The sequence below is a fragment of the Curtobacterium sp. 'Ferrero' genome (genome assembly GCF_002412165.1).
Lineage (GTDB): Bacteria > Actinomycetota > Actinomycetes > Actinomycetales > Microbacteriaceae > Curtobacterium.
The window spans coordinates 32,522-57,097 of record NZ_NXIA01000006.1 but is presented as its reverse complement, the minus strand read 5'-3'; the positions used below and the strand labels follow the sequence as shown (position 1 = coordinate 57,097).

At 72.1% G+C, this 24,576-nt stretch carries 21 protein-coding genes and 1 pseudogene; 11 read left to right on the top strand and 11 right to left on the bottom strand.

Translation table 11 applies throughout. From position 1 onward, the window contains the following. Nucleotides 1-168: 168 nt before the first annotated feature. Nucleotides 169-1,248, top strand: a complete 1,080-nt coding sequence (locus tag Csp2054_RS07580; protein WP_096898700.1) for a YihY/virulence factor BrkB family protein — start codon at nucleotides 169-171, stop codon at nucleotides 1,246-1,248. A 29-nt stretch (nucleotides 1,249-1,277) separates the two neighbouring features. Here the strand turns inward: Csp2054_RS07580 and Csp2054_RS07575 are convergent, their stop codons facing one another. From Csp2054_RS07575 to Csp2054_RS07565, 3 genes are all read right to left on the bottom strand, one after another. Next, the gene (locus Csp2054_RS07575) at nucleotides 1,278-2,750 is read right to left on the bottom strand and encodes an aspartate ammonia-lyase (protein WP_096898699.1); all 1,473 of its coding nucleotides are present in this window, start codon (nucleotides 2,748-2,750) and stop codon (nucleotides 1,278-1,280) included. 265 nt (nucleotides 2,751-3,015) lie between these two features. Further along, nucleotides 3,016-3,312 (bottom strand): hypothetical protein, encoded by a 297-nt coding sequence (locus Csp2054_RS07570; RefSeq protein WP_096898698.1) that lies wholly within the window; start codon nucleotides 3,310-3,312, stop codon nucleotides 3,016-3,018. Then, a complete protein-coding gene (locus tag Csp2054_RS07565) occupies nucleotides 3,312-4,568 on the bottom strand; it encodes an inorganic phosphate transporter (protein ID WP_096898697.1) in 1,257 nt (418 codons plus the stop codon). Before Csp2054_RS07565 ends, Csp2054_RS07570 begins: the two co-directional genes overlap by 1 nt. Before the next feature lie 115 nt (nucleotides 4,569-4,683). Here Csp2054_RS07565 and Csp2054_RS07560 point away from each other — a divergent pair, with 115 nt between their 5' ends. The 3 genes from Csp2054_RS07560 to Csp2054_RS07550 all read left to right on the top strand — a co-directional run bounded on the left by Csp2054_RS07560 (nucleotide 4,684) and on the right by Csp2054_RS07550 (nucleotide 8,387). Further along, complete coding sequence (locus Csp2054_RS07560) at nucleotides 4,684-6,372, top strand: cation:proton antiporter (protein WP_096898696.1); 1,689 nt, start codon at nucleotides 4,684-4,686, stop codon at nucleotides 6,370-6,372. A gap of 79 nt (nucleotides 6,373-6,451) precedes the next feature. Beyond that, on the top strand, nucleotides 6,452-7,990 hold the full coding sequence (locus Csp2054_RS07555; RefSeq protein ID WP_096898695.1) for an ABC transporter permease: 1,539 nt from the start codon (nucleotides 6,452-6,454) through the stop codon (nucleotides 7,988-7,990). A gap of 109 nt (nucleotides 7,991-8,099) precedes the next feature. Further along, a complete protein-coding gene (locus tag Csp2054_RS07550) occupies nucleotides 8,100-8,387 on the top strand; it encodes a hypothetical protein (protein ID WP_096898694.1) in 288 nt (95 codons plus the stop codon). Here the strand turns inward: Csp2054_RS07550 and Csp2054_RS07545 are convergent, their stop codons facing one another. Next, nucleotides 8,388-8,888 (bottom strand): 8-oxo-dGTP diphosphatase, encoded by a 501-nt coding sequence (locus Csp2054_RS07545; protein WP_176491610.1) that lies wholly within the window; start codon nucleotides 8,886-8,888, stop codon nucleotides 8,388-8,390. 52 nt (nucleotides 8,889-8,940) lie between these two features. Between Csp2054_RS07545 and Csp2054_RS07540 the strand changes: the two genes are divergently transcribed. Both Csp2054_RS07540 and Csp2054_RS07535 read left to right on the top strand, forming a co-directional pair. After that, on the top strand, nucleotides 8,941-9,291 hold the full coding sequence (locus Csp2054_RS07540) for a tryptophan synthase subunit alpha (protein ID WP_096898692.1): 351 nt from the start codon (nucleotides 8,941-8,943) through the stop codon (nucleotides 9,289-9,291). A gap of 19 nt (nucleotides 9,292-9,310) precedes the next feature. Then, on the top strand, nucleotides 9,311-10,201 hold the full coding sequence (locus Csp2054_RS07535) for an aminodeoxychorismate lyase (protein ID WP_096898691.1): 891 nt from the start codon (nucleotides 9,311-9,313) through the stop codon (nucleotides 10,199-10,201). Between the two features lie 146 nt (nucleotides 10,202-10,347). Here Csp2054_RS07535 and Csp2054_RS07530 read toward each other — a convergent pair. Next, nucleotides 10,348-11,547: pseudogene (locus Csp2054_RS07530) on the bottom strand (amidohydrolase). A 218-nt stretch (nucleotides 11,548-11,765) separates the two neighbouring features. On the opposite strand from Csp2054_RS07530, the gene Csp2054_RS07525 reads away from it, so the two are divergent. Then, entirely contained in the window at nucleotides 11,766-12,851 is a 1,086-nt protein-coding gene (locus Csp2054_RS07525) for a Fic family protein (protein WP_176491609.1), read from the top strand. Between the two features lie 37 nt (nucleotides 12,852-12,888). Further along, nucleotides 12,889-15,069, top strand: a complete 2,181-nt coding sequence (locus Csp2054_RS07520) for a S9 family peptidase (protein WP_176491608.1) — start codon at nucleotides 12,889-12,891, stop codon at nucleotides 15,067-15,069. Between the two features lie 54 nt (nucleotides 15,070-15,123). On the opposite strand, the gene Csp2054_RS07515 is transcribed toward Csp2054_RS07520, so the two are convergent. From Csp2054_RS07515 to Csp2054_RS07510, 3 genes are read right to left on the bottom strand one after another with little or no spacing between them, the layout of a single operon-like run. Beyond that, the gene (locus tag Csp2054_RS07515) at nucleotides 15,124-16,656 is read right to left on the bottom strand and encodes a CYTH domain-containing protein (RefSeq protein WP_176491607.1); all 1,533 of its coding nucleotides are present in this window, start codon (nucleotides 16,654-16,656) and stop codon (nucleotides 15,124-15,126) included. Continuing rightward, entirely contained in the window at nucleotides 16,653-17,492 is an 840-nt protein-coding gene (locus Csp2054_RS18050) for a hypothetical protein (protein ID WP_176491606.1), read from the bottom strand. The genes Csp2054_RS07515 and Csp2054_RS18050 overlap by 4 nt, the downstream gene beginning before the upstream one ends. Then, the gene (locus Csp2054_RS07510; RefSeq protein ID WP_096898687.1) at nucleotides 17,489-17,827 is read right to left on the bottom strand and encodes a PadR family transcriptional regulator; all 339 of its coding nucleotides are present in this window, start codon (nucleotides 17,825-17,827) and stop codon (nucleotides 17,489-17,491) included. The genes Csp2054_RS18050 and Csp2054_RS07510 overlap by 4 nt, the downstream gene beginning before the upstream one ends. Nucleotides 17,828-17,916: 89 nt before the next feature. On the opposite strand from Csp2054_RS07510, the gene Csp2054_RS07505 reads away from it, so the two are divergent. Next, entirely contained in the window at nucleotides 17,917-18,189 is a 273-nt protein-coding gene (locus tag Csp2054_RS07505) for a mycoredoxin (RefSeq protein WP_022902366.1), read from the top strand. A gap of 127 nt (nucleotides 18,190-18,316) precedes the next feature. Here Csp2054_RS07505 and Csp2054_RS07500 read toward each other — a convergent pair whose 3' ends face one another. Both Csp2054_RS07500 and Csp2054_RS07495 read right to left on the bottom strand, forming a co-directional pair. Then, nucleotides 18,317-20,452 (bottom strand): DEAD/DEAH box helicase, encoded by a 2,136-nt coding sequence (locus Csp2054_RS07500; protein WP_096898686.1) that lies wholly within the window; start codon nucleotides 20,450-20,452, stop codon nucleotides 18,317-18,319. Between the two features lie 452 nt (nucleotides 20,453-20,904). Beyond that, nucleotides 20,905-22,149, bottom strand: coding sequence for an aminoglycoside phosphotransferase family protein (locus Csp2054_RS07495; protein ID WP_096898685.1), 1,245 nt, complete (start codon nucleotides 22,147-22,149; stop codon nucleotides 20,905-20,907). 80 nt (nucleotides 22,150-22,229) lie between these two features. Here Csp2054_RS07495 and Csp2054_RS07490 point away from each other — a divergent pair, with 80 nt between their 5' ends. Next, on the top strand, nucleotides 22,230-23,261 hold the full coding sequence (locus Csp2054_RS07490) for an FUSC family protein (protein WP_096898773.1): 1,032 nt from the start codon (nucleotides 22,230-22,232) through the stop codon (nucleotides 23,259-23,261). A 90-nt stretch (nucleotides 23,262-23,351) separates the two neighbouring features. On the opposite strand, the gene Csp2054_RS07485 is transcribed toward Csp2054_RS07490, so the two are convergent. Continuing rightward, nucleotides 23,352-23,681, bottom strand: a complete 330-nt coding sequence (locus Csp2054_RS07485; RefSeq protein WP_096898684.1) for a hypothetical protein — start codon at nucleotides 23,679-23,681, stop codon at nucleotides 23,352-23,354. Between the two features lie 202 nt (nucleotides 23,682-23,883). On the opposite strand from Csp2054_RS07485, the gene Csp2054_RS07480 reads away from it, so the two are divergent. Beyond that, complete coding sequence (locus tag Csp2054_RS07480; protein WP_096898683.1) at nucleotides 23,884-24,561, top strand: response regulator transcription factor; 678 nt, start codon at nucleotides 23,884-23,886, stop codon at nucleotides 24,559-24,561. The last annotated feature ends 15 nt before the right edge of the window (nucleotides 24,562-24,576 follow it).

Below are 24,576 nucleotides of genomic sequence, written 5' to 3'. Positions count from 1 at the left end.
AGTTCGCACGCCTGCGGAACCACGAAACTGTCGCTTTCGCGTGGGCGTTTCGAAGGGGGTCCCACCAATGTGTCGCTTCCGCGACGTCGTCGCGACCACCCGACGGACGGGAGGCGCGGCGCGGGCCCGCCCCGTGCCTCCCGTCCGGATCCAGGTAGTTTCGTACGCATGCCGGAACGCGACGCACGCGCCGTCCAGCGGACCGGGGTCCGCGCGGTGGTCCGTCGTACCTACCACTCGGTGATCCGGCACCGGGTCGTGGACGCCGCGGCATCCCTGACGTTCTTCGCCACGCTGACGGTGTTCCCGACGGCCCTCGCGGTGGTCTCCGCCCTGGCGATCGTGGACCGATCGGGCGACGGGCTCGAGGACATCATCCAGGTCCTCGGGTTCATCGTGCGGCCGGAGACCGCGCAGCACCTGGAGCAGCCGCTCCGGCAGCTGCTCTCGCTCGACAACCCGTGGCTCGGCTTCGCGACCGGGGTCGTGCTGACGCTGTGGTCGCTGTCCGGCTACGCGACCGCGTTCGGGCGGGCGATGAACACCGCCTACGAGGTCGAGGAGGGTCGGCGCATCTGGAAGTTCCGCAGCATGATGCTCCTCGTCACGCTGCTCGTCATGGTCGGTGGCGCGATCGCGATCCTCATCCTGCTCGGCACGCCGACCGTGGCGACCGCGATCGTCGACCAGCTCGGGTGGCCGTCGTGGGTGACCCTGCTGTGGAACACGGCGAAGTGGCCCGTGCTGGCGGCGGACCTCGTCGTGATGGTCGCGGTGCTGTACTACGCGACGCCGAACGTGCGGACGCCGCAGCTCCGGTGGGTGTCGGCCGGTGCCGCGTTCGCCATCGTGACCTGGGCCATCGCGACCTTCGGCTTCGCCGTCTACGTCGAGACCGTCGGCGGGAGCAACCGGGCGTACGGGTGGCTCGGCGGCGCGATCCTGCTCCTCGTCTACCTGTACATCTCGAACTTCGTGCTCGTGGTGGGCGGTGAGCTCGACTCCGAGGTGATCCGGATGCGCCAGCTCCTGGCCGGGATCGAGGCCGACGAGACCATCCGGCTCCCGCTGCGCGACGTGACGCGCAACTTCACGCTCGCCCGGTGGCGGGACGCCGACATCGCCACCGCACACCAGGTCCGCGTCGAGGCCGCGCAGCTCCCCCGGGACGACGACGAGTCGGCGAAGGAGGCGCACCTGCGTGACCTCGCGGGCAAGGTCCAGGTCAGCGAACCCCCGATGCCGTAGTGGCACCGGGGGGGTCCTGACGCACGGTCTCAGCGCTCGCGCGCGGCCTGGTCGAGCATCTCCTCGGTGACCACCGGGATCGCTCCCGTCGCCAGCTCGATCCCGGAGAGCCGTGCCGGCGAGAGGACCCGCTGCACCTGGTCCGCCTCCATCAGGCCGGCAGCCGTCACGAGGGTCGCGATGGGCGTCGACGTCGTCAGGGCCGTGTGCGCGATCGACGCCGCGGCCGCGTAGCCGATGTAGGGCGTCAGCGCCGTGACCACACCGACGTTCGTGTCCACCTGGGCCGCGAGCTTGGCCTCGTTCGCCTCGATGCCGACGACGCAGTGCTCGCGCAGGGTCTGGCAGCCGTTCGCCATCCACTGCAGCGACTGCATGATCGAGTGCGCGATGATCGGCTCGAACGCGTTGAGCTGCAGCTGCCCGCCCTCGGCCGCCATCGTCACCGTGGTGTCCGCCCCGACGACCGCGAACGCGATCTGGTTCACGACCTCGGGGATCACCGGGTTGACCTTGCCCGGCATGATCGACGAACCCGCCTGCCGGGCCGGCAGCGTGATCTCGCCGAGTCCTGCCTGCGGTCCGGACGCGAGCAGCCGCAGGTCGTTGCAGATCTTCGAGAGCTTCGCCGCGCTGCGCTTCACCGTGCCGGACAGCGTCATGAACGCACCGGCGTCGCTCGTCGCCTCGATGAGGTCGGGAGCGGTGACGATGTCGAGCCCGGACGCGATCTGCAGCTGCCTCCGGACCTCGTCGCGGTACAGCGGGTCGGCCGTGATGCCCGTCCCGATGGCCGTCGCGCCGAGGTTCGTCTCGGCGAGGAGCGGCGTCACCTTCGACAGCAGGAGCACGTCCTCCTGGATGGTGTGGGCGAAGCCGGTGAACTCCTGCCCGAGCGTCATGGGCACCGCGTCCTGCAGCTGCGTCCGGCCGATCTTGAGCACGTCGGCGAACGCGCGCCCACGCTCGGCGAACGCGTCGGACAGCTGCTCGAGCTGTCCGATCAGGCGCTGCACGCCGAGGATCATCGCGAGCTTGATGCTCGTCGGGTAGGTGTCGTTGGTCGACTGGCTGCGGTTGACGTGGTCGATCGGGTGCAGGAAGGCGTAGTCGCCCTTCTCGCGTCCGAGCAGCTCGAGGGCGCGGTTCGCGAGCACCTCGTTGGTGTTCATGTTCGTGCTCGTGCCCGCGCCGCCCTGGACGATGTCCACCACGAACTGGTCGCGGAGCCGGCCGTCCCGGACCTCCTGGGCAGCGGCGTCGATGGCGTCGGCTCGCTCGCCGTCGAGCACCCCGATCGCCTTGTTCGCCCGGGCCGCGGCCTGCTTCACGGTGGCGAGGGCCTCGACGAGGTCCGGGTAGACCGCGATCGGCACGGAGGTGATCGGGAAGTTCTCCAGCGCGCGGAGGGTGTTGATGCCCCAGTACGCGTCGACGGGGACCTCGCGGCTGCCCAGGGAGTCGGTCTCGGTACGGGTGGGTCGTGGTGCGTCGTTGCTCACCCCGTCAGGCTAGTCCGAACCGTCCGGCCGGTCCTGCTGTCCGGCGGAGTCGCGTGTCGGCGTGCGGTGGTCACCACGTGACGGACGGGAGGCACGGTGCCGGCTGGCACGGTGCCTCCCGTCCGTCACGTGGACCCGTCGCGCACGACGGGCAGCGCGGAACGCGCGGTGCGCAGCCAGCGGCGCGCAGCCAGCGGCGCGCGGCCAGCGGCGCGCGGCGCACAACCCGCGGCGCGCGGTGAGCGGGGCGCAGTCCGCGGTGGAATCAGTGGAACTGCGGGACGATGAGGTAGACGCCGTAGAGCACGGCCGCGCCGCTCACGGCGAAGCACAGGACGGCGAGCGCGCGGAACCCGCGCACCGCGGGCGGGGTGGACCCGGGCAGCGGGAACCCGGCCGTCGCCGGACCCACGGTGCCGTCGTCCTTCACGCTGTACTTGCCGGCGCGGGTGTCGGCGGCGCTCCAGAAGCGCAGGCCGATCGAGTAGACCGTCACGACGAAGCACGCCGCGACCACGGAGACGAGTGCGACCGCGACGAACGCGAGCCAGTCGATGCCCATCAGCGACGTCCTCCCTTGCGTGCGGCCATGCGGCGGAGCGTGCGCTCCCGGCTCAGTTCCGCGCGGCGGGCCGAGACGACCTCGCGGCGCTTCTTGCGCTGCATGTCGCGGCGCTCCTTCCGGGTGAGGACGGCGTTCGCGGCGACGTCGACCTCGATCGCGGCGGCCTGGTCGTGGGGCTTCCGGAGCGACCAGAGGTACAGGCCGAGGATCACGGCGGCACCGATGACGGCGTCGATCACGAGCCCGATGACGCCGATGCGCGCGATGCCCGAGGCCACCGCGCCGACCGCGGCGGCGGCGGGCAGGGTGATGAACCAGGCGATCACGATCTTGCCGGCGGTCGACCACTGGATCTTCGAGCCGCGGCGACCGAGACCGGCTCCGATGATCGAGCCGGACGAGACCTGCGTGGTCGACAGCGCGAAGCCGAGGTGGCTCGACGCCAGGATCGTGGCGGCGGTCGAGGCCTCGGCCGCGAAGCCCTGGGTCGCCCGGATCTCGGTGATGCCAGAGCCGAGCGTGCGGATGATCCGCCAGCCACCGGTGTACGTGCCGAGGGCGATGGCGAGGGCGCAGGCGACGATCACCCAGAACTGCACGCCGGAGTCGGCGGACTGCGCCCCGGAGGCGATGAGCGTCAGGGTGATGACGCCCATCGTCTTCTGCGCGTCGTTCGTGCCGTGCGCGAGCGACACCATCGAGCTCGTGAAGATCTGGCCGAAGCGGAAGCCGCCCCGCTCGTTCGGGAAGACCGGGCGTCGCGTGATCCGGTACGCGATGCGCGTCGACAGGAAGGACACGAGCGCCGCGATGACCGGCGACAGCACGGCCGGGATGATCACGACGGTCATGAGCGCGAGGTAGTTGACCGACCCGAAGCCGGCCCCCACGATCGCGGCCCCGATCAGCCCGCCGAACAGGGCGTGCGACGACGACGACGGCAGGCCGCGCAGCCACGTGATCATGTTCCACACGACCGCGCCGATGAGCCCGGCGAAGATCATCTCGGGGCTGATCGCGACGCCGCCGGGGCCCTCGTTGATGAGCCCGTGCGAGATCGAGGTCGCGACGGCGGTGCTGAGGAACGCACCGATCAGGTTGAGCACCGCTGCGACGGTGACCGCGACCTTGGGCTTCATGGCGCCGGTCGCGATCGGGGTCGCCATCGCGTTGGCGGTGTCGTGAAAACCGTTTGTGAAGTCGAAGAAGAGGGCCAACGCGATGACCAGGACGACTATGAGTGTGATGTCCACCGCGGGAAAGTGTCCCAGGCTGTCGGCCCGAGCACAAACCCTGCCGTTCACCCGACGTTCACGTGACCTGTCGATCCGTTCAGGAAACGAACCATCTCGATGAGAAGATGGCGGTGTGGACACCGTCGAGCTGCTCATCCTGCTGATCGGCTCGCTGGCCGTGACGGGGTTCGCCCGCGCCAAGGGCCTCCCCGCCCCGCTGCTCGTCACCGCGGTCGCCCTGGCCGTCTCGTTCGTGCCCGGACTGCCGCACATCGAGATCGACAGCGAGCTCATCCTGACGGTCGTCCTGCCGCCGCTGCTCTACTCGGCAGCGCTCGACGTCTCGTGGCAGAGCTTCCGCACGTCGATCAAGCAGATCCGCCGGCTCGGCATCTTCCTCGTGATCGTGACCGCGCTCGTCGTCGGGGTGGTCGCCTACCTGCTCATCCCGGACATGTCGCTGCCGGCGGCGATCCTCCTCGGGGCGATCGTGGCCCCGCCGGACGCCGTCTCCGCCGCGGCGATCGGTCGGAAGCTCGGCCTCCCCCGCCGCGTGATGACGGTGCTGTCGGGCGAGAGCCTGATCAACGACGCCGCCTCGCTGACCCTGGTCCGGGTCTTCACGCTCATCATCGCCGGCACCTCGCTGACGATCTGGCAGGACCTCGGCATCTTCGGGCTCGCGATCGGTGTCGGGCTCGTCGTCGGCGGGGTGCTCGGCGTCCTGGTGCACTGGATCCGCATGCGCATCAACGACCCGGTGGTCGAGACGATCATGAGCATCCTGCTGCCGTTCGTCGCCTACATCACGGCCGAGCACCTCTCGGGCTCCGGCGTCATCGCGGTCGTCACCGCCGGGCTCTACATCGGTTACAACTCGCCGAAGGAGGGCTACGCGACCCGGCTGCAGGAGCGACCGCTGTGGACGAGCATCGACGTCATCCTCGAGGGCTTCGTGTTCGCACTCATCGGACTGCAGCTCAACGACGTCGTGCAGAAGCTCGCCGCCAGCGACCGCAGCCTGGGCCAGACCCTGACCGCGGCCGTGGTGATCCTGCTCGTCGTCATCGTCGTCCGACCGCTGTTCGTCTTCGAGTCGTACGTGCGGAACCGGATCAACGGCCGGTGGCTCCGACCCCTCCGGGTCCGGGTCTCCCGCGGGCACCCCTCGCTCCGATGGCTCCGCGGCACGGCCGAGCCGAAGCTGAACTGGCGGGAGCTCACCGTGATCTCGTGGACGGGTATGCGCGGCGTGGTGACGCTCGCGGCCGCCGTGTCCGTCGTCGCCAGCCCAGTCGAGATCCCCGCGCAGGACACCATCTTCGTGATCGCGTTCATCGTGACGGTCGGGACGCTCCTGCTGCAGGGCCTCACACTGCCGTTCGTGATCCGGGCGCTCCGCGTGCAGGACCCGTCGGAGGGGATCGAGGACGTCCGCAGCGAGATGCGGCTCAACGAACGGACCACCCGTGCGGCGATCGACCTCATCGAGCAGCGGCGCCCGGAGTGGGGCGGGCGGTACGGACCCGAGGCGACGGACCTGTTCGTCGCACGGCTCAAGGCCCGGCTCGAACGCGCGGCCGAGACCTTCCGGCAGGACGCCCTCGAGGACGAGACCGAGGACCGCGGGCTGCCCGCCCGGCTGCGGGGGTCGCAGATGCAGGACATCCGACGCGACCTGCTCGACCGTCGCCGCGAGATCGTGCTCGAGGAACGGGAGAAGGGCAACCTCGACGAGGAGGTCATGCGCCGTGTGCTCGTGACGCTCGACGCCGAGGAACTCGCGATGGACTCGGCCCAGGCCTCGCGCAGCCGGAGCTGACGCGGTCCGCGTCCCGGGCGCTGTCGGACGCCCCGGCGTATCCTGGCGCTCCGTCACGAGAACAGGAGCACAGGGCCGAGTGAGCACCTCGCGGAACGACCTCCCACCGAAGCGGACCACCCGCCCGTCGACCCGCGGCACCCACCCCCGGCGCGGCTCGACCGTCGCGGGCTCCCGGCGCGTCCGACAGGCTCCCGTCCCGGAACCGCAGCGGATCAGCCGGTACCGCCGCTGGTACGGCACGCTCCACCCCTCGCTCCAGCTCATCGGGCTGCAGCTCTGGATGCCGCTGTTCTTCATCGTGGGGTTCTGCCTCTGCTACGTCTTCGCGTTCCACGCCCCGCACCCGCACGACGTCCCCGTCGCGCTGGTCGGCAGCGACCCGACGCTCGTCGCCGCGGTCGACAAGGCGCTCCCGGGCGAGTACGTGTTCCACGCCTACGACTCCCTCGCCGCGGCGAAGCGCGACGTCCTCGCGGGCAGCATGGCGGTCGCGTACGACCCGTCCGCGAACGAGTTCTTCAAGGCGAGCGCGCACCAGTTCCAGGTGGCCTCGCTCGTCCCGGCGACGCTGTCGGCGGTGGTCACGGCGACCGGGGCGGCGACACCGAAGGTCACGGAGCTGGCTCCGCTGCCCGCCTACGACGAGTACGGCACCGTGTCGATGTACGTCATGCTCGCGTGGTGCATCGGCGGCTACATGGTCGCGATGTTCATCGGGATCATGGGCGGGCCGCTGCGCCACCGGGTCCGGATGGCGGTCATCGTCGTCGGCGGTCTCGTCATCTCGCTGATCACGAACACCCTGGCCGGCCCGGTCGTCGGTGCTGTCCACGGGCACTTCGTCCCGCTCGTCCTCATTGCCTGGGGGTGGATCGTCGCCATCGGTCTCGCGGTCAACGGCCTGAGCTACTTCGCCGGGCGGTTCATCGCCGCACCGGCGATGATCTGCTTCGTCTTCCTGTCGATGCCGTCGTCCGGCGGCGCGTACCCGAAGTGGTTCATGCCGGAGCCGTTCGCGTGGCTCAACCACGTCGTCGTGGGCTCGAGCATGGTCGACATGATCAAGCACCAGGTCTACGGCGTGGGCCCCGGTCCCGCCCGCGGCCTGATCACCATGGGCTGCTACGCGGCGGCCGGGCTCGTCCTGATGTTCGTCGGCAAGAAGTGGTGGGAGCGGCGCCGCATCCGGGCGATCGTCACGGGCCGCACGACGATGTTCCAGGACGCGCAGAACGCCAACCGCGAGTTCCTCGGCAAGCAGCGGGACGCCGAACTCGAGCGCCACGGCCTCACCTCGACCGAGACGGGGACGCTCACCGTCCTGCACGACGACGAGTGGGAGGACGACCGCGTGAACGGTGACGTATTCATGGGCGGTCGCGACGGTCTCGAGACGGAGACGACGCCCACGGGTCGGATCCCGGTGGTCCGGTCCGGCGAGCGCCCGGCCCCCGCGGGACGGACGGGAGGCCCGACCAGCGGCCCGCGCACGCGTCCCGTCCCACGCGTGGACGGCTCCAGGGCGCCGGCCCGGTCCGACGCTCCGGTGCGGACGGGCGCCCGGTCCGGCAGTGCGCCGGAGGAACGGCCGCACGGACGGCACGCCGAGCGCTGACACCGCTCGGCGCGACGGGGACGCAAGCCGAGCGACACGCGCCGAGCGCTGACGCTGATCGGCAGGCCCGGGCGCCGACGGGCCGCCGCGTCGGGCGTATCCTGGGCCCATGACCCCGCGCATCGCTTGGCACCGCGTCCTCGTGACCGTCGTCGTCGTGTTCCTCGCCCTCGCGGTCGTGTTCTACGCGCTGAGCGTGTTCCTCGCGCCGGCCGACGGACGCAGCACCGCCGGCCTCTTCGTCGGGTGGGCGATGTTCGCGATGATCGGCGCGATCGGGTTCGGCATCGTGGACTTCTTCGTGCGCCCCCTCGGCGGCCGGAGCGGCGACGCCGACGTCATCGCCGCCGCCGAGGAAGCCCGCACGGGCAGCACCCGCACGCAGCAGGCTCGCTGATCAGGCTCCCGTGAACCCGGCGACCGTCGCGTTGTCGTCGGCGAACGTGAACCCCGCGCGGACCCGTCCCCCGTCGAGCACCCCGGGCAACCAGTACTTCGCGTCGTCCCACATCGCGTCGTAGGGCACGTCCCGCACCGGGATCCACCGGGGTTCGAGTTCGTCGCTGCCCGTCGGGTGTCCCTGCCAGCGGCGGCAGACGAAGACGTCGGAGACCTGGGACCAGGACGGGCGGAACGGGAACCGGTAGTCCAACGTGCCCCGCGCCTCCAGGTCGTCGGGGTCGAGCCGCAGGCCGACCTCCTCGGCCACCTCGCGCACGGCGGTGTCGACCGCGGCTTCACCGGGCTCCCGCTTGCCGCCGGGACCGACGAGACGACCCGCTCCGAGTCCGCGGCGCTTCTCGCCGAGCAGGACCTCGGGTCCGTCGACGCCGTCCCGCAGCAGGTACACGACGACCACGGCCGGGTGCTGGACGGTGCGGTCCTCGCGTTCGGTCACCGCTCCAGTGTGGCGTACGCTCGTTGCATGGCAGGCGTGCTGCGGGGGCATCATGGCTGAGTCCCGCAGGTCGGGGCGCAGCCTCGAGGTGCTGCGTGCCGAGGCCGCCGAGGAGATCTCGATGATCGTCGAGCACCGGAGCCGTCAGGGCGAGGACCCGTGGGACTTCATGCCGACGCTGCCGACCGTCGACGAGCAGGTCGTGCTCATCCTCCGCGCCGACTCGCTCGAACTCGACGCCGCCATCGGTCAGCGAGCCGCCCAGTGGGCGATGCACCCGGCGTCCGGCCAGGGCACCTCCCTCGGCGAGGAGTACCACCGACTGCGCCGGATCGCCCTGCAGCACCCGGAGCTCACCGAGGCCGTGTGGAAGCTGCTCGGAGCCCTGCCCGACGCCAGCTGAGCTGCGGTTGGATGGACGCATGACCGAAACCGTCCTCGCGATCCTCAACCAGCCCTCCCGCGACGCCGCGCCGCACGACCCGGACGCCGACGCGTTCTGGTTCGCCGCCCCGCTCGAGGAGCACGTGCAGGTGCAGGACCTCGGGATCATCCGCGGCGACGGCGTGTTCGAGACCATCACCGTGGTCGACGGTCGACCGCAGGCGCTCGAGCCGCACCTGGCCCGCTTCGAGCGGTCCGCGCGGATGCTCGACCTGCCGGTGCCCGACGCGGACGCCTGGCGCCGCGCGATCGAGGCCGTCTGCGCCGAGCTCGACCCCGTGCGCGAGGCCTTCGTGAAGACCGTGCTGACCCGCGGTGTCGAGGGCTCCGACCGCCCGACCGGCTGGGCGTACGCGGCGCCGTCGGGTGACCAGACGCCCGCACGCACCGAGGGCATCTCGGTCGTGACGCTCGACCGCGGCTACCGGCACGACGTCGAGCGCACGTCGCCGTGGCTCCTGCAGGGCGCGAAGACGCTGTCCTACGCGGTGAACATGGCGGCGCTGCGCGAGGCCGACCGGCGCGGTGCCGACGACGCGCTCTTCGTGTCGACGGACGGCTACGTGCTCGAGGGCACCCGCGCGAACCTCGTCATGTCCGTCGGCGGGCGGCTCGTGACGCCCCGGACGGACATCGGCATCCTCGCCGGCACCACGCAGGCCGACGTCTTCCGGTTCGCCGAGGAGGCCGGGATGGAGACGGCGTACGAACTCGTGACCCTCGCTGACCTCGAGGCCGCCGACGCGCTCTGGCTCGTCTCCAGCGTGCGGCAGGCCGCGCCGATCCGGTCGGTGAACGGGGCCACCCGGGCGATGGACCTGCCGCTCACCCAGCGGATCAACGAGTTCCTGCTGTCGCGCGAGGCATGACCGGTGCGGGTCGCGTCCACGGCGATCCGCGGACGGACGGGAGGCACGGTGCGGGCCCGCACCGTCCTCCCTCGCAAGCTCGGTCGGCGCGCCCGGCGCATCGCTCCGCGATGCCGCTGAGCCGGGCGCGCCCGTCCGTCAGGCGGTCACCAGCGGTCGCTGGTGACGCCCTGCCCGTCGGCCCACTCGAAGACCTGGGCGCCCTCGATCCAGACGCGCGTCGCGCGGCTGGTCGCGGCGAGCGGGTCGCCGTCCCAGAGGACGAGGTCGGCGTCGTGGCCGACCTCGAGCCGACCGACGCGGTCGCCGAAGCCGAGGATCTCTGCCGGGTTGACGGTGAGTGCCTCGAGCGCGGTCTGCCACGGCAGGCCCTCCTTGATCGCTGCCGTGGCCTGGTCGACGAGCATGTTGATCGGGACGACCGGCGCGTCGGTGGTGATCGCGACCCGCACGCCGGCGGCGGCGATCGTGGCGAGGTTCGGGATCCCGCGGTCGCGGAGCTCGACCTTCGACCGGCTCGTGAAGAGCGGGCCGTAGATCACCGGGATGCCCTTCTCGGCGAGGACGTCGGCGATCTTGTGCGCCTCGGTGCCGTGGTTCACGACGAGCCGGTAGCCGAACTACTCGGCGAGCCGGACGGCGGTGGCGATGTCGTCGTGGCGGTGGGTGTGCTGGTCCCAGGCGAGCTCGCCGTCGAGCACCCGGACGAGCGTCTCCTTCGTGAGGTCGCGGGCGAACGGCTCGCCCTTGGCCGCGGCGGCGTCGCGGGACGCCCGGTAGTTCTGTGCCTCGACGAAGGCGTCGCGGATGATCTTCGCGACGCCGAGGCGTGTGGACGGGGTCTGCCCCTTGCCGCCGTACACGCGCTTCGGGTTCTCGCCGAGCGCGCTCTTGACGCTCACCGAGTCCGAGATGAGCTGCTCGTCGATCGTCCGGCCGCCCCAGGTCTTGATCGCGACGGTCTGGCCGCCGATCGGGTTGCCGGAGCCGGGCTTGACGACGATGCTCGTGACGCCGCCGGCGAGGGCGTCGCGGAAGCCCTCGTCCTGGATGTCGACGGCGTCGATCGCCCGGACGCCGGCCATGTTCGGGCCGGTCATCTCGTTCGTGTCGTTGCCGGCCTCGCCGTTGGCCTCCTCGTGGATGCCGACGTGGCCGTGCGCCTCGACGAAACCGGGGACGAGCCAGGCACCGGTGGCGTCGACCACGGGCATGCCGTCGGGCGGCGAGACGTCCGGCCCGATCGCGGTGATCTTCCCGTCCTCGACGACGACCGCCCCGCCGTCGAACGCCGGGGAGGTGACGGGGACGACGTGGGCACCGGTGATGGCGAAGGTGTTGGTCATGCGGCCACGCTAGCGAGCGCGCGTGCATACGACATCCGGATTCATGGCGGCGCGGGTCGGAGGCGTCGTAGCGTGCTCGGCGACCACTCGGGGACGGAGGCACCGTGGAACGCATCGGAGCGGCAGGACCGGTTCCTACATGGCCGCCGCACACCCGGGCGGTCCGGTCGAGGCGGAGCAGCGCCCGGGGTCCACGGGCCGACCGGATGGTCACGCAGGTGACGACGTCCGTCCCACCGCGGATCGCCGACGCCGAGTGGTCACCCGACGCGGGCACCGCGCAGCTGCTCGCCCACGCGACGCACGCGCTCCGCACCCTCGACGCCGAGCACGGCACCGTCCTCGCGGGGCTGTCGTCGCTGCTCGTCCGGACGGAGGCGGTGGCCTCGTCACGCATCGAGCACGAGGACGCCACGATCGACGACGTCGCGCGTGCCGCGGTCGGCAGCCGGGCGAACCCGAGCGCGACCCTCGTGGTCCGCGCCGGAACGGCCCTCGAGCAGCTGGTGGCGAGCGCGGCGTCGGGCACGATCACGGCGGCGGCGCTGCTCGAGGCGCACCGGGTGCTCATGGCCGACGACCCCGTCGACGGACGGTACGCGGGGCACTGGCGGGACGTGCAGAACTGGATCGGAGGCGGCGCGACACCGCGACTCGCGGCGTACGTCCCGCCCCCGCCCGAGCTCGTGCCGGGCCTGGTCGACGACCTGCTCGCCTTCGTGCACCGGGACGACCTGCACCCGATCGCGCAGGCGGCCATCGCGCACGCTCAGTTCGAGTCCGTCCACCCGTTCACCGACGGCAACGGCCGGATCGGACGTGCCCTCGTCGGCGCGGTGTTCCGGCGGCGCGGTCTCGCAGCCCAGGTGACCGCCCCGATCGCCGTCGTGCTCGCGGCCGAGCGCTCCCGGTACTTCGGCCTGCTCACGACCTACCGGGACGGCGCGGTGGACGACCTCGTGCGGGACCTCGCGATCGCGATCGGCACGGTGAGCGACGAGGCCACCGTCACGGCGCTCCTGCTCGGCGAGCACCGCGACCGTGTCCGCGCCCACGGGGTGCCGCCCGCGCTCCTCCCGATCTTGACGAACGAGCCGTTCGTCACCGAGGACACGTGCGACCGGCTGCTCGGCGACCGGACGGAGAGCGTGACCGCACGGTTGTGTGCGGCCGGGCTCCTCATGCCCGTCACCGACCGAAGACGACGACGGGTGTGGCGGGTGATCGGGGTGGCGGACGAGCTCGAGGCGTTCGTCGAGCGCGTGGCCGACGGGGTCCGTGCCCGTGCCCGGCCGGCCGCGTGAGCCGACCGCCGCAGGGTGCTGCGCATAGGGTGGCATGGTGAGCAGCGAGCACGAACCGGCCACCCCGCCCACCGCCGCCAAGCACCCGGTCACCCGGACGCACCACGGCATCGACTTCGTCGACGACTACGAGTGGCTGCGCGACAAGGAGTCACCCGAGACGCTCGCCTACCTCGAGGCCGAGAACGCGCACACCGAGGCCGCCACGGCGCACCTCGGACCGCTCCGCGACCGCGTCTTCGCCGAGGTGAAGTCCCGCGTCCAGGAGACCGACCTCTCGGTCCCGGTCCGCATGGGCGACTGGTGGTACTTCACCCGCACCGCCGAGGGCTCGCAGTACGGCGTGCACTGCCGCGCCCCGATCAGCGGTCCGGACGACTGGACCCCGCCGTCGATCGAGGTGCCCGCGGACGGCGGGTCGTCCGCCCTGCCCGGAGAGGAGGTCGTCCTCGACGGCAACGCGCTCGCCGAGGGGCACGACTTCTTCTCGATCGGTACCTACGACATCAGCGACGACGGGACACGGCTCGTCTACGGCATCGACGTCGAGGGCGACGAGCGGTACACGCTGCGGGTGCGCGACCTGATGACGGGCCGGGACATCGGCGAAGAGATCCCGAACACCGGCTCCGGCGCGACCTTCGACCCGTCCGGCGGGTTCGTGTTCTACCCGACGGTCGACGACTCGTGGCGGCCGGACCGCATCTGGCGGCACGCGGTCGGCACCCCCGCGGCCGAGGACCTCGTCGTGTTCGAGGAGCCGGACGACCGGTACTGGGTGGGCGTGGGCGTGACCCGCTCGTCGCAGTACATCGTCATCGAGCTCGGGTCGAAGATCACGTCCGAGGCACTCGTCCTCGACGCCGCGGACCCGACCGGGGAGTTCCAGGTCGTGTGGCCGCGCCGCGAAGGCGTCGAGTACGAGATCGAGCACGCCATCGTCGGCGGCAGCGACCGCTTCCTCGTGCTGCACAACGACGGCGCCGAGAACTTCGAGCTCGTCGACGTGCCGGCCGACGACCCCACCTCCGAGCACGACCGTCGGGTCGTCGTCGCGCACCACCCCGAGCGCCGCATCGAGTCGGTCGACGCCTTCGCCGGCCACCTCGCACTCGAGTACCGGTCCGAGGCGCTCCCCCGTGTCGCGGTGATCCCCATCGAGGACGACGGCTACGGGGACGCACACGAGGTCCCCTTCGACGAGACGCTGTTCTCAGCGGGGCTCGGCGGCAACCCCGAGTGGGACCAGCCCACGCTCCGGATCGGGTTCACGTCGTTCGTCACCCCGTCGGAGGTGAGCGACCTCGACCTCGCGACCGGCGAGGTCACGGTCCTCAAGCGGCAGCCGGTGCTCGGCGGCTACGACCCGGACGACTACGTGCAGGAGCGTGACTGGGCGACGGCGTCGGACGGCACGCGGGTGCCGATCTCGCTCGTCTGGCGGCGCGACGCGGTCGAGGCCGACCGACCGGCTCCGCTCCACCTCTACGGGTACGGGTCGTACGAGCACTCGATCGACCCCGGCTTCAGCGTCATGCGGCTGAGCATGCTCGACCGCGGCGTCGTCTTCGCCGTCGCACACGTGCGCGGTGGCGGCGAGATGGGCCGGCACTGGTACGAGGACGGCAAGACCCTAACGAAGAAGAACACCTTCACGGACTTCGTCGCCGTCGCCGACCACCTCATCGCGACCGGCCGGACCACCGCGGACCGGCTCGTGGCCGAGGGCGGCAGCGCCGGCGGGCTCCTGATGGGCGCGGTCGCCAACCTCGCGCCGGACCGCTTCGCCGGCATCCTCGCCGCCGTCCCGTTCGTCGACGCGCTGACGAGCATCCTCGACCCGGACCTGCCGCTCACGGTCATCGAGTGGGACGAGTGGGGCGACCCGCTGCACGACCCCGAGGTCTACCGGTACATGAGCGAGTACTCCCCGTACGAGAACGTCCGCGAGGACGTGCAGTACCCGAAGATCCTCGCGGTGACGTCGATCAACGACACCCGCGTGCTGTACGTCGAGCCCGCCAAGTGGACGGCGCGGCTGCGCGAGGTCGGGGCGCCCGTGCTGCTCAAGACCGAGATGGCGGCCGGGCACGGCGGCGTCAGCGGGCGGTACGACTCGTGGAAGGAGCGGGCGTTCGAGCTCGCCTGGCTGCTCGACACGCTCGGCCTGGCCGAGGTCTCCCCCGCCGCCGACGCCCAGCCCATCGCCGCGGGATGAGCCACACCGCCCGCGCCCTGCCGTTCACACGCGGCCGGGCACGGCGCGGCGCGGTCACACCCGGTTGAGGGTGTGCACCGCCTCGTCGTAGCTCTGCTCGGCGAGCCGGACGCGGTCCCCGGCCAGCACCCCGTACCCGAACGTGCCCTCGTCGGCACGCTCGGCGATGCCGGAGTGGATCCGGAGCTGCTCGAGCGCGTGCAGCGACCGCACCCGCTCGGTCAACACCTCCGCCGCGTTGCCGATCCGCTTCCACAGTGCGTGCGGGAACGCGTCGTCCCCGAGGACGTCCATCGCCATCCGGGCGCGGAGGGTCGCCGTCCACGCCCGCTCGGTCGCCGCGAGCTCGGCGGCCTCGAGCTCGGCCCGCGCCACCTCCGGGTCGTCGTCGCCGACGGCGTCCTGCACGAGGTCCCGGACGCGGGGCTTCTCGACCGCCGAGACGTCCTGTGCGACGTGCTTCGGCGAGCGGAGCGCCCAGCGGGTGGGCTCGGGCCGCTCGACGGCGTCGTCGAGCGCGTCGAGGAGCTCGAGGAACGGCTCGGAGTGCAGGAAGACGACGAGGTCGCGCAGCGCCTCGGCCCGGCGCTCGCGCATCGCCGCGAGCAGTCGTTCGCGGGTCATGGCGTCCACCAGGGCGTCCTGCGCCGGCGTCGACGCCCGCGGCAGGCGGTCGACCAGGTGGTCGGCGAGCGCCACCCGCGCGGTCACGTCGGCGAAGGCCTCGGCGGCGTCGGCTGCGCGGTCGAACGTCTCGGTGTCGGGGAACGCGGCCCGGTACGGCCCGAACACCGCGGCGACCCCGAGCGCGGTGGCGGCGGTCTCCCGCAGGTCGGTCGGGTCGCCGGCGCGCAGGGTCGCCTGCTGGTCCAGTACGGACGCGCGCAGCTTCCGGAGACGCTTCGTCAGCGCGCGGGCCGCGGTGCCCTTGTCGGGCTTCGGTGCGGTCTGGAGGCGCGGTGCGGGTGCACCCGCCAGCCCACGTGCCAGCTTGGACGAGACCGCGGCGGGCGTCCCACCCGCGTCGGCGAAGCGGCCGTCGAGGGCCGCGAACAGCTCGTGGGCGACCTGCTCGTCGACGCCCTCCGCGGACTCGACCTCGACCTCACGCCACGAGCGCGGGGTCTCCGGGGCCTCGTCGTCGAGTCGCCGGGCCCGGACGGTGTCGTCGGCCAGCTCGGCGACCTGGTCGCCGTCCTCGTCCAGGAGCCGGGTGACGGTCCGGGTCGTGGTGATCCGGACGACGGGACGGAGTCCGCGACCGCGGCGTTCGGCGAACAGCGCCGCGAGGACCTCGTCCGGGACGGTGTCGGGGTCCTCGGTGAGCGGGAAGTGCTGTTCGTGCCGGACCGTGTCGGAGGCGGCCCGCTTGATGTGCCAGCCGGCGTCGTGTCCCCCGGTGCGCCGGCGCACGGTGACGCGAGCCGCCACCAGGTCGTACCGCTCGGTGTCCCAGTAGGTGGCGTCGAGCTCGAACGGCTCCTGGTGGTCGGCCTGCAGGATCCCGCCGACCCCGATCAGGTCGGGGAGGGCGGCACCCTCGGGCAGGTCGTAGGTGCGCTCGATCTCGAGGTGGGTGTCGCTCACGCGCTCCTGTCTACCAGGGGTTCCTCGTGCTCCACGAACCGGTCGGGGACATCTGTGGACAAGCGACGGGCGACGACGGCGGCGATGATCGCGACGAGGAACGGCACGACCTGGACCGCGGTGCCGAGGGCGGCCGCGACCGAGTAGGACAGGCCCGCTCCCCACAGGCTGCTCCCGAGGGGGAACACCAGGACCGACGCGACGATCGGCAGCAGCAGGAGCGACCAGGTCCACCCGGGACGGCGGAGCACGACGAGCCACACGGCGAGCCACGCCGAGGCCACCGTGCCCGGCCACACCGCGGCATGGACCGGCGGGTTGAACCACCCCGTCGTGACGGCGAACCAGACCGTCCCCACGGCGAGCACGACGAGCGCGCCGATCGCCCGACGGCGCAGCGGCGCTCCGGTCACGAGCAGGACGGAGACGCCGACGACGAGCGCCGGCAGCACCGTGACCGCGACCGCGTCGAGCAGGAACACCGGCATCGCTCCCATGAGGCCGTTGTAGCGCTGCAGGAGTCCGAGCAGGCCGCAGCCGAGCAGGAAGGCGGTGACGGCGACGCCGAGCAGCACCGGGATGGTCGGGATCGTGTGCGGCGTCCGGCGGACGGACGACGGAGCGGTGGTCATGGTGTTCCCCCAGGTGGATCGGTGGCCGACGCGTCGGTGGAGCAGCGCCGTGGTGAGTGCGCCGAACGCGAGCGCGGTCGGCGAGAGGTCGAGTTCGGCGGCGCCCTGGACGTCCGCGGCCCACTGCTCCCGGCGCGTGGCACGGTGGGCAGCGGGCAACACGGCGACCGCGGCGGACACGAGCAGGCGGTCGAGGGCGCTCACGAGGTCACCGGCCGGTTGGTCGGACGGGCGGCCCCCGTCGTACGGGCGGCAGCGCGCGCGGCGTCGTCCCGGTCGTCGACGAGGCCGCGCGCTGCGACCGCACCGTCCCCGGTGAACTCGTAGAGCCGACGGCGTGGACCGGATCGTTCCGCGTCGTCGTCCCAACTCGACCGGATCCAGCCGAGCTGTTCGAGCCGCTCCAGGATCGGGTACACGGTGCCGGCCTGCCGCCCGGTCGCCTTGATGACGAGCAGTCCCCAGGTGGGGCCGTCCGCGGCGAGCAGTGCCGCGAGCACGTCGAGCGTGGGGGCGGTCACGCGCTTGATCGGTTCCATGGTCAGAACCTACCTATGTAGAACAAGCACGTCAACCTATGTAGGACAAGCGGGTGCTCGCATCCAGACCGTCGGGTTACCCTGAGCACATGAGCGAGACGATCACCCGCGACGCGTTCGTGCCCGAGGCCGGCGGCGTCACGATGTTCACGACGAGCTGGTGCGGCTACTGCGCCCGCCTGAAGAACCAGATGACGAAGGCCGGCGTGCCCTTCCGCGAGGTCGACATCGAGCAGACCCCGGGGACGGCCGAGCTCGTCGCCGAGGTCAACGGCGGCAACCAGACCGTCCCGACGCTCGTGTTCCCGGACGGCAGCACCGCCACGAACCCCTCGCTTGCCGAGGTGCAGTCACGCGTCTGACCGCTCCCGTGCGAGAGCATCGCGCCCCGTGACGAACAACGCGCCCCATGTGGACGGGGCGCGTTGTTGGTCGTGGGGCGCGAACCGCAGCTCGCGACGCGGTGCCGCGCCACGCCGCGGCGCAGCGCTACCGCGCGCCCCGCTCCAGCGCCTCGGTGAGCAGCGCCGCCATCGCGTCGAGCTGGATGTCGCCGGAGTCGACGATCTCCTCGTCGGAGCCGTCGAGCGCCCGGGCGGCCAACGAGGCCTTCGAGTCGATGAGGTCCGCGATCTTGGTGTCGATCGTCTGTGCCGCGATGATGCGCCACGCCGTGACCGGTTCCTCCTGCCCGATACGGTGCACGCGGTCGATCGCCTGCGTCTGCTCCGCACTCGTCCAGGACAGCTCCGCGAGCACGACGTTCGACGCGACCTGCAGGTTGAGGCCGACGCCCGCTGCGGTGAGCGAGCAGACGATGACGGCGACGTCGGGGTCGTTCACGAACGAGTCGATCTCGGCCGTGCGCTGCGTCGGGGTCTGGTCGCCGCGGATCGTCGCGGTGCGCAGACCGCGGCGGGCGAAGACCTCCTCCGCCTGGTCCATGACGTCGAGGTGCTTCGCGAAGAACACCACCTTGCCGACGTTCGACGCGAGCTGCGCCGCGTAGTCCGCCGCGAGCTGGGCCTTGGCACGGCCGATGCGCCGGACCATCGAGAACACGTTCTCACCGGTCGACGAGGCGTCCTGGTCCTCGAGCTCCCACCGCGCGACCTGACGGACGAGCTTGTGGTCGACGCCGACCACGGGGTCCTGGCCGGTGCGGGCGTCGAGCGCCTGGTGGTAGCGGCGGACGAGCTTCGCGGTGAGCTCGCGTTCGGCGTCGCGGATCGACCGGCCCTCTTCGCCGTCGAGCTCGACGGGGATGTCGGCGATGCGCCGGGCGGGGATGTCCGCCGCGACGTCGACCTTGCGGCGCCGGACGATGCCGAGGTCGATGACGGCCCTGCGCGCCTCGGTGAAGAAGCCCGGGTCGGCCGGGGTGAGACCGATGTCCTCGAGCTCGTTCATGAGCTTCGCACGCGGCTTCTTGTCGTCGATCCAGCCGAGGAACTCCCAGATGGTGCGGAAGTCCTCGACGGAGTTGATGAGCGGCGTGCCGGTCAGCGCCATGAGCAGCGGCGCCGCCACGCGCGAGCGGATCTTCTCGGCGAGCTGCAGCACGAACCGGGACCGCTGCGAGTCCTTGTTCTTGATGAAGTGCGCCTCGTCGACGACCATGCCCTTGAACCCGAACGACCCGAGCCAGCCGACGTGCCGGTCGAGGATCTCGTAGTTCACGATGACGACGTCGGCGAACCCGTCGAGGTCGTCCCCGTCACCGTGGATGACGGTCGCGGTCCGGTTCGGGATCCACCGTGCCGCCTCGCGCTTCCAGTTCGTCTTGACGACGTTCGGCACGACCACCAGCAGCGGGAACGCGTTCGCGGCGTCGGCGGCGAGCAGCGACTGCGCCGTCTTGCCGAGGCCGGGCTCGTCGGCGAGCAGGAACGTGCGGTGTCCCTGCGATGCGGCTGCGACGAGTTCCGCCTGGTGCTTCATGAGCGTCGTGCCCGACTTCGAGTGCAGCGTCGAGGGCTCCGGCAGCGGCATCGACGCCGCTCCCCCGCCCGCGCCGTACTCGAACGACTTGAACAGCGGCCCGAACAGCTCCCAGTTCGCGAGCCGACGCGGGTGCGCCACGGGCTGGTCGGCCAACGCGAAGTCGGGCGGAAGGAAGGGGTTCGCGAGCTGTCGCTGCACGACGGCCTGCGGCACGACCGCGCGAACCGGGGTCTCGACGGTCGGCGACGGCTCCGCCGCGATGACGAGGTCCTCCGGCTGCAGCTCCATGCCGCCGGCGATCATCATGTCGCGCTTGACGGTGCGGGTGGCCTCGCTGACCGAGGCTTCCTCGGTCAGGAGCTGGATGACGCTCGTGTCCCGTGCCGCGGTCTTCGCGAGGATGGTCGCCACGCCGTCGAGCCGCTTCAGCTGTTCGGCGCGCTGCGCGTCGGTGAGCTCGCCGTCGGCCTTGACGCGCGCACGCTCCTCCCGCATGAGCAGGGCCACCGCCTGGAACTTCGACCGGTTCGAGGCCTTGAGCGGCCCTCGCTGCGCCGCCGCCTCGACCTCGCGCACGGCGCGGGCGAGGACGGGGATGACGCCGTCGTTGTCGAGCGGCCTGGTGCGGCGCGACGCGGTCCGCGTCCCGCCGGCAGCACGCCGGGTGCCTGATCGAGCCAACGCTCCTCCTGTTCCGCCCGTTCGTCACGGGCGAGCCGCCGATCGGCGGAAGTCTCCGGCCGGACCCAGGGCGGGCCAGGCTCGTCGCGGGCCACCGTGGCCCACCGTCCGCCGGTCCCCGCCACGGGGCACTCCGGGAGCACCCCACGGTCGGTCCGCGCGGGTGCGCCTGGTCGAGTCCTGCGACCGTGCGACGGCCCGCGCCGGGTCCGGCGCCGTCACACGCACGTGACGCCCCCTCGGGACGACCACGGATCCGGTCCCCGCGTCGCCCAAGCGGACGACCGGTCCTGTCTGGATGCGACGGGACGCGCGGGCACGCGGTGCGTGCATGCCCAGTTTACTCCCCCACCACCGACGGAGGCGACTCGGCGTCGTCCGCGCGCGTCGTGCCTCCCGTCCGGTCAGCCGCCTGTCGGACTGGAGGCGCGGCGCGGCCGGGCAGGTCCGCGTCAGACGCGCGGTGCGGAGCGCGGTCGGACGACGCCGTCGGACGGCACCACGGGGGTCGCCTCGGCGAGCGCCGCGCGCGTCGCCGCGAGCAGCTGCTCGGCGGTCGCGATGCCGGTCGCGGAGCCGGTGGTGGCCTGTCCGCCGGCGTGCGCGAGGAGCTGCGCTCCGATCGCGGGACCGATCCGGCCCGACTCGCCCGGGTTCCGCGCCACCCAGTCGCGAGCGATCGCGTCGGCGAGCCGCTCCGCGGCCGCGCCGCGCTCCGCGTCGCCGCGGGACCGGTGCCACAGCCCGGTGACGACGAGGTGTGCGACGACCGCGCCGACGTCGCGGACCGGGTAGCCCCACCCGGCGGTGTCGATGTCGAGGAGACCGGAGATGCGCCAGGGCTCGTCCTCGTCGACGAACACCTGCTCGAGGTGGAGGTCGCCGTGCACGACCTGCTTCGTGCCGGACGTCCAGCCGATGGAGCGACGGCCGATCGCGTCGTACAGCCGGTCGATCTCCTCGGCGTCCTGGGGCAACGCGGCGACGAGCGTCCGACGGTGCCAGTCGGCGTGGTCCATGGCGTCCGCTCGGGCCTGCTGCGTCATCGGGACCGATGCGATGCGTCCGGACAGCGCCGCGAGCGAGGCCACGAACCGCGGGTCGTCGGCGATGTCGAGGATCCGGCTGCCCGCGGGCACGCCCCGGACGCGTTCCAGGACGAGCAGGCCGTCGCCGCGACTCGAGAGCACCCGCGGCACCGGCAGCCCGGCCGCGACGAACTGCTCGTGCGAGCGGACGATCGGCGCGACCCGGTGCGGCCGCACGATCTTGAGGAACAGCGTCCGTTCGGGCGCATCGACCCGCACGACCGCGCGCTTCCCGGGCCGGTAGGCGGCGACCGTCAGCGTCGGGTCGGTGACGGGCATGCCGAGCGTGGTCAGGAGCTCGGCGACGGCGTCGCGGTAGGTGACCTGCGGCAGCACCGGCAGGCCGGGGTCGTTCGGGTAGGCCCACACCGACACCGGCTCCCCCGTCGCGGGGTCCGTGACGATCGCGCTGTTCTGGTCGTGCGCGCCGCCGGTGTCCACGTACGTCAGGACCGTCGCGCGTTGCCCGGTTCGGTCGACGGTGTCGACCTCGTAGCCGTAGAGGTAGCCGCTGCCCGACGGTTCGACGGAGTGGGCGCGTGCGGCCACGACGCTGGTCCCGGAGCCGGCGAAGGCCTGCGGGATGACGCGCTCATGGTTGGGCCACACGAGATCAGTCAACCGTGTCCCCGGGCTTTCGTCGCGTTCGTGCACGGCTCGGCGTGCGGCTCGTGGCTAGCGTGGGGGCCGTGAACCCGGTCGCGAGGCTCCGCAGCTCCACCCGCACCCCCTTCCTGCAGGTCGTGAAGACCGCGGTGGCGGTCGTCGCGGCCGTGCTGCTCTGTCGCCTGCTCATCGCGGGGCCGTTCCCCACCTTCGCGGCCATCGCGGCGCTGCTCGTGGTGCAGCCGAGCATCAACCAGTCGTTCGTGAAGGGCCTGGAGCGCAGTGCCGGGGTGGTCCTCGGCGTGCTCCTCGCAACGGGCGTCCACCAGCTGCTCGGCGACAGCGTCTGGGTCGTGCTGCTCGTCGTCGTGCTCGCGATCCTCGTCGCCTGGGCACTGCGACTGACCCCGACGTCCGCCACGCAGGTCGGGATCAGCGGCATGCTCGTGCTGACGGCGGGCGTCGTCACGCCGAACTACTCGGCGGACCGGATCCTCGAGACCGTCGTCGGCGCGGTCGTCGCGCTCGTCGTCAACGCGGCGCTCGTGCCGCCGGTGCTGCTCGAGCCGGCGCACCTCGCGGTCGCACGGCTGGCACGGGACACCGCCGTGGCCTTCGAGCGGATCGCGGTCGGCCTGACCGAGGGGTGGGACCAGGACCGCTGGCACGACGCACTCCTGCAGGCCCGGGCCCTCCGGTCCCAGCACCTCCGGGCCGAGGCGTCGATCTCCGCGGCACAGGAGTCGCTGACGATGAACCCGCGCCGCAGCCGGCACCGGACACTCCTGGAGCAGGACGTCCTCGTGGCCGAGCACCTCCGGGTCCTCGTGACGCGCGTGACCGGTATGACCCGGGCGATCCGCGACAACACCGGCCCGGACCTGCGCGCCGACCCGGTCGTGGGCCGCATCGCGACGGAGGTGGCGCGGATCGGTGCGGACGTCCGCGCACTGAGCGCCCGGGTCGAGGCGAGCGAGGTGGCCGTGGTCGAGGAGCCGGCCCTCACCGCGCCGCTCGAGGTGCTCCGGCCGAACTCGCAGCACTGGATCCTGATCGGCGCGCTGCTCGAGGACATCCGACGGGTGCGCGAGGAGCTGCTCGGCGAGGACGACTGACCCGGGCGGATCAGCGGTGGGCGACGGCGGCGTCGGCGGCGGCCCGCGGATCAGCGTCGGGCGACGGCGGCCTCGGCTGCGGCCCGCGGATCAGCGTCGGGCGACGGCGGCCTCGGCTGCCGTGTGCACGATGTCGTCCCAGATCGCGGTCGACGGCACCACCGATCCGGCCTCGGCCACGTCGGCCAGCACGACCTCGGCGGCCGCGAACCGGTTGATCTCCGCGACCGCGGCGTCGGCACCGGCCAGGAGCGCCGCGCGGCTCGCGACGTCGGGCACGGCCGTCCGCAACTCGGCGACGACCCTCCCGCGTCGGTCGTCGGCGAGGCCACCGAGCGCGCAGATGCTCTTCCACGCGGCGTCGAGCTCCAGGCGGAGGCGGACGATCGCGGGGTGGTCAGGTGTCGTGGTCGTGCTCATGGTTCCCCCGTGCGGGCCGTGCGTCGGGTACGTCCGGTCCGCCTGTGATCCTACCAATGAGCAGAGCACTGCTCACGTCCCTCGAACACGGGACAGACCGTTCCACTGCACCGAGCTGCTGTGACGAGATTCAGCCGTTTCCGCCCGCGCCCCTCCCCCCACGTACAGGTTCGGTGCCACGATGGGGGCGAGGAGGTCCACTATGCGACTGTTGGTGGTCGAGGACGACGACGAGATGCGCGCTCTGATGGAGCGAGGTCTCGCGGCGGAGGGGTACCGCGTCACGGCGGTCGAGAACGGTGTCGAGGCGCTCATCGCCCTCGGCGAGCAGGCGTACGACCTCGCGGTCGTCGACGTCATGATGCCCGGCATGTCCGGCTTCGAGCTCGCCCGACGGATCCGCGAGCGGGAGGACCCGGTACGGATCCTCCTCGTGACCGCACGCGACGCGGTGGACGACCGGGTGTTCGGCCTGGACGCCGGTGCCGACGACTACCTGACGAAGCCCTTCGCCTTCGCCGAGCTGACGGCCCGGCTCCGTGCACTGGGTCGCCGCGAGAGCGCCGGTGCTCCGCGGACGATCGAGGTCGGCGACGTCGCGATCGACTCCGAGGCCCGCCGGGTGGCGATCAAGGGGCAGCGGGTCGCGATGAGCCCGACCGAGTTCGCGCTCCTCCGGCTGCTCGCCCGTTCCGTCGGCAGCGTCGTCGACCGACCGAAGATCCTCGAGGAGGTCTGGGACGGCTCCCAGCACGTCGACCCGAACGTCGTCGAGCAGTACATCTCGTACCTGCGCAAGAAGCTCACCGCGCACGAGGCGACCGTGGCGATCTCCACGGTCCGTGGCCGGGGCTACCGGCTCGACCTCGTCGGAGCGTGACGGAGCGGAGCACGA